We start from the raw sequence: 4,440 nt of genomic DNA on the forward strand, positions 1-4,440 counted from the left end.
GCATTAACCCCGGCAGGAGGCTTTCGGCCCCTGCCTTGATCGCGCCAAGTTTTCAGCGGAACGGTCTGGCCTCCCAAGCCGTTATCGAAAAGCAATTTGCGAAAGGACCCTCCCATGATCAAGAAACTCGCCTGCGCCGCTGCCCTCGCCACGACGATGTTCGCGGTGGCTCCAGCCAGCGCCGGCAAGCTGCAACTCGGCACGCTCGATTGCACCATCGACGGCGGCACCGCTTATATCGTCGCTTCCAACAAGGGCGTGTCCTGTGTCTTCCGGCCTCATCATCACGGGCCGTCCGAGGTTTACACAGGCGTCATCTCCAAGATCGGCCTCGATGTCGGCCAGACACATCAGGGCCAGCTCGTCTGGGCCGTGCTGGCTGCGACCCGGGACCGTGACGGAGGCGATCTCGCCGGCAGCTATTACGGCGTCAACGCCGAGGCGAGCGTGGTGACCGGCGGCGGCGCCAATCTGCTGGTTGGCGGCCTGGACAGCGCCTTCATGCTGGAGCCGCTCAGCGTCCAGGCGCAGACCGGCGTCAACCTTGCCGTGGCCGTGACCTCGCTCCAGCTGATCCATTCATTCAAGTGATCGCATGGAGCCGTGCGCTCCATGACCCCTCACCCCGCGGCGCGGAACCAGATAGGATGGTTCCGCGCCGTTGATTTTTGAGGGACCATCATGCTGAAGACAGCCATTGCTGCTGCCATATTCGCTACCGTGTTTGTCGGAGCAGCGCAGGCGCAGGACGGTGGCGTAGAACTCGGCACGCTTGACTGTGCCATTGGCGGCGGCACCGGCTTCATCTTCGGCTCGAGCAAGGATCTGAGCTGCACCTTCAACCCCGCCGACAAGAGCTTCGCGCCGGAAGCCTATTTCGGCGCCGTCAACAAATACGGCCTAGACATCGGCACGACGAAGCAGACGGTCATGCAGTGGATCGTGCTGACGCCGCTGAAGAACATCTACGCGCCGGGTGCGCTGGCCGGCGACTACATCGGCGCCAGCGCCGAGGTGACGGCCGCCGTCGGCGCCGGCGCCAATCTCCTGGTCGGCGGCTCCGCTCAGGCCTTCACCTTGCAGCCGCTCAGCTTGCAGACGCAGACCGGCATGAACCTCGCGATCGGCGTCAGCCAGTTCCAGCTGCGCAGCACCGAGAACTGATCGCGCAACGAACCCGCCAATCGGAAAGGCTGCCGCGCGAACGGTCCTCAAAAAACCGCTTGAGCTCAACCCCGGTTGAGGTTTTACAAGCCTGCCCCGAACGCAACAACGCCTCGATGCGGCGCCCGATCCGGCGCTGTCGAACCGCATGGTCCTGCCGGAAAGCCGCACTGGCTTCTGGCGTCCTGCGCTGGCGTCGAGATATGCAAGACAGGGGTGGAAATGACCGAGATCAGCACAAACAAGGTCGACTGGCGCGGATTATGGGCAAGCGGCGACCTGGCGCGCTTCTGCTTCATCAGCCTCGGCATCCTGTTGCACGCCACCAACGAGACGATGGTGGCAACGGTGATGCCGGCCATGGTCGGCGAACTGGCGGGCGTGCAGCTCGTCGGCTGGTCGCTGGCGATCTACGAACTCGGTGCCATCGTTGCCGGCGCGGCCGCCGGACGGCTGGTGAGTTATGTCCCCTTGCGCACCAACATGGTGGTCGCAGCCCTGCTCTACGCAGCAGGCGCCCTGATCTGCGCCACCTCGCCTTCCATGCAACTGTTCCTCGCCGGCCGCCTGATCGAAGGACTTGGCGGCGGTGCGCTGGTGTCGCTGGCCTTCGTCTCGGTCGAACGACTGTTCTCGCGCGCCATCTGGCCGCAGCTTTTCGGCATCATGTCGGCGATCTGGGGCGTCGCCGCCTTCAGCGGACCATTGCTCGGCGCGATCATGACCGAGCTTTTGTCATGGCGCTGGGCCTTCGGCATCTTCACCCTCGGCGGCGCAGCCATGGCGCTGGCAAGTTTCATCGTGCTCGACACGCCGGAGGCGACGAGGCCGAAGGCGAGCGCAGGCGGGGCGCCGCCCTTCCCGTTCGCGGCCCTTGCCTGCCTTACAGTTGCCGTGGTGTTGATCGCCTCGGCCGGCGTCGACATCGCCTTGCTGCGCTCTTCGCTGCTGATGGCCTTCGGCCTCATCGGCCTGCTGCTGTTCTTCACCATCGACGCGCTGAAGCCGCTTTCGCGGCTGTTCCCGGCGCGGCTGTTCTCATGGCGCACGCCGGTCGGCGCCGGCATGACCATGGTTGCCGCCTTTTCGGTGGCCACCTGTTCCTTCGGCGTCTACGGGCCGCTGCTGCTGACCAGCCTTCACGACATTCCGCTGCTGACCACCGGCTACATCATCGCCGCCGAATCGATCGCCTGGTCGATCCTGTCGATCCTGGTCGCCAACGCGCCGCCGCGGCGCGAGCGGCTGATTATCATCGGCGGCGCGGTGATGATCGCGGCCGGCATCGCCGGCTTTGCCTACACGATACCCCTGGGTTCCATCCCGCTCATCCTGATCTGCGCCCTGTTGCAAGGCGGCGGCTTCGGCATCGCCTGGCCGTTCCTGACACGCGTCATCGTCGCCTCCGCCCCGGAGAGCGAGCAGACCATCGCCTCGGCGGCGGTGCCGACCATGCAGCGCATCGGCTACGCCGTGGGTGCAGCCCTTGCCGGCATCGTCGCCAATGCCAGCGGCTTTTCGCAAGGTTTGAACCACGACGCGGCGGCGAATGTCGCGTCCTGGCTGTTTCTTGCCTTCGTCCCGCTCGGTATTGTCGGCTGCCTGGCGGCCTTGCGGGTTTCCAGGCCGCTTGGCCAGCAGCTGGAAGCTACTGGCTAGAAGCGCCCAACCCGCTCATTCGACCTCGCGCAGGCGGTAGCCGACGCCGGTCTCGGTGGTGATGTAGCGCGGCTGATCGGGGCTCTTCTCGATCTTCTGCCTGAGCTGCCGCACATAGACCCTGAGATACTGCACGTCGGTCGAGTCGCCCCAGACCTGCTTCAACAGGAAATGATGGGTCAGCACCTTGCCGGCGTGCTGCACCAGCATGCGCAGGATGTCGTATTCCTTCGGCGACAGCTTTACCTCCTTGCCCTCGACCTTGACGATGCGCTTGACCAGATCGACGCTGAGATCGCCGGTCTGGAAAATCGGCTTCTCGCCCTGCTGCTGGAACTTGTGGCGGAGCGCCACGCGGATGCGTGCGACCAGTTCGTTCATGCCGAAGGGTTTGGTGACATAGTCGTCGGCGCCGAGTTCCAGGGCCTGGACGATACCGGCCTCGTCGGTCCGGCTGGACAGGATGACCACCGGAATGTCGAGGCCGTCGTCGCGCCATTTGCGCAGCAACTCATGGCCGCTCATGCCGGGCAGGCCAAGGTCGAGCAAGACGAGGTCCGGCTTCTCCGCCTCCATCAGCTCGATGGCCGCCCTGGCATTCGGCGCCTCGCTGATCGCGTAGCCCTGGCTGCCGAGGCCGACGCGCAGCAGCTTGCGGATCGGCGGCTCGTCATCGACGACCAGTATCCTGACGTTCGAGTTTGTCATGCCAGGTCACCCACATCGTCGGTATTCGAAGCGTCGAAATTGGGCGGATTTGCCGGCTTGGGCATTTTGATGGTGAAGACCGCGCCCGAACCGTCGGTCCGGTTTGCCGCCGTGATCGTGCCACCCATCGCCTCTATGAAGCCGCGGCAGATCGACAGGCCGAGCCCGGTGCCGGCGCGGATCTGGTCGCGCTTGCGCACCCGGTAGAAGGTGTCGAAAATCCGTTCCAGATCGCCGGGAGGAATGCCCGGCCCTTCATCCATGATCTGCAGCAGGACGGAGCCATTGTCGGTCCAGCCTTGGACGCGGATCGTCGAGCCGGCCGGGGCATATTTCGCCGCATTGTCGAGAAGATTGAACAACGCTTGCTCGAACAGCACCGGGTCGACCTTCAACATCGGCAAATCCCTGGGAATGTCCGTCTCGATCTTGTGCTCGCCGATGATTTTCCTGGCCCTTTGCAGGGCGGAGCCGACGATGTCGCCGACATAGTGAAAGGCGTAGTTCGGCTCCATCGCGCCGGACTCGATCTTGGTCATGTCGAGCAGATTGGCGATGAAGCGGTTCAACCGCTCGGATTCGTCGAGCACCGTCGACAGCAGTTCGGCCCGGTCCGGTTCGGGAAGTGCTGCTGAAAAATCCCGCAGCGTGCCAGCGGCGCCCATGATGGCGGCGAGCGGCGTCTTCAGATCATGGGAAATGGAGGTGAGCAGCGCCGAGCGCAGCCTGTCCGCCTCGGCGGCGAGCTTGGCCCGGTCGACGTCGGCGACCAGTTGGATACGCTCGATAGCGACCGCCGCCTGGTCGGCCAATGCGTCGAGAAGCCGCTGCTGCTCGGGCGTCAGCAGCGGCCCCTGCTTGTCGTTGTCGAGGCCGACGACCCCGATGGCCGTGCGTCCTGTCCGCAAG

5 protein-coding genes are annotated in these 4,440 nt (G+C 64.7%); 3 read left to right on the forward strand and 2 right to left on the reverse strand.

Annotated features, from left to right (window positions below; all coding sequences use genetic code 11):
- Nucleotides 1-114: 114 nt before the first annotated feature.
- The 3 genes from EN914_RS25715 to EN914_RS25725 all read left to right on the forward strand — a co-directional run bounded on the left by EN914_RS25715 (nucleotide 115) and on the right by EN914_RS25725 (nucleotide 2,823).
- Nucleotides 115-591, forward strand: a complete 477-nt coding sequence (locus tag EN914_RS25715) for a DUF992 domain-containing protein (protein WP_024502781.1) — start codon at nucleotides 115-117, stop codon at nucleotides 589-591.
- Nucleotides 592-681: 90 nt separating this feature from the next.
- The gene (locus EN914_RS25720; protein ID WP_024502782.1) at nucleotides 682-1,164 is read left to right on the forward strand and encodes a DUF992 domain-containing protein; all 483 of its coding nucleotides are present in this window, start codon (nucleotides 682-684) and stop codon (nucleotides 1,162-1,164) included.
- A 222-nt stretch (nucleotides 1,165-1,386) separates the two neighbouring features.
- A complete protein-coding gene (locus EN914_RS25725; RefSeq protein WP_024502783.1) occupies nucleotides 1,387-2,823 on the forward strand; it encodes an MFS transporter in 1,437 nt (478 codons plus the stop codon).
- A gap of 15 nt (nucleotides 2,824-2,838) precedes the next feature.
- On the opposite strand, the gene EN914_RS25730 is transcribed toward EN914_RS25725, so the two are convergent.
- Together EN914_RS25730 and EN914_RS25735 are read right to left on the reverse strand one after the other, a co-directional pair.
- Nucleotides 2,839-3,531, reverse strand: coding sequence for a response regulator transcription factor (locus EN914_RS25730; protein ID WP_013529648.1), 693 nt, complete (start codon nucleotides 3,529-3,531; stop codon nucleotides 2,839-2,841).
- Nucleotides 3,528-4,440, reverse strand: a 913-nt coding sequence (locus EN914_RS25735; RefSeq protein ID WP_245497844.1) for an ATP-binding protein, incomplete at its 5' end; no start/stop codon positions are given. The genes EN914_RS25730 and EN914_RS25735, both read right to left, overlap by 4 nt.

The organism is Mesorhizobium sp. M7A.F.Ca.CA.001.08.2.1 (genome assembly GCF_003998455.1).
GTDB lineage: Bacteria > Pseudomonadota > Alphaproteobacteria > Rhizobiales > Rhizobiaceae > Mesorhizobium > Mesorhizobium ciceri.

Excerpts from the sequence above, each read along its gene's own strand:
- EN914_RS25715 (WP_024502781.1), top strand. The coding sequence starts at position 115 with ATGATCAAGAAACTCGCCTGCGCCGCTGCCCTCGCCACGACGATGTTC.
- EN914_RS25720 (WP_024502782.1), top strand. The coding sequence starts at position 682 with ATGCTGAAGACAGCCATTGCTGCTGCCATATTCGCTACCGTGTTTGTC.
- EN914_RS25725 (WP_024502783.1), top strand. The coding sequence starts at position 1,387 with ATGACCGAGATCAGCACAAACAAGGTCGACTGGCGCGGATTATGGGCA.
- EN914_RS25730 (WP_013529648.1), bottom strand. The coding sequence starts at position 3,531 with ATGACAAACTCGAACGTCAGGATACTGGTCGTCGATGACGAGCCGCCG.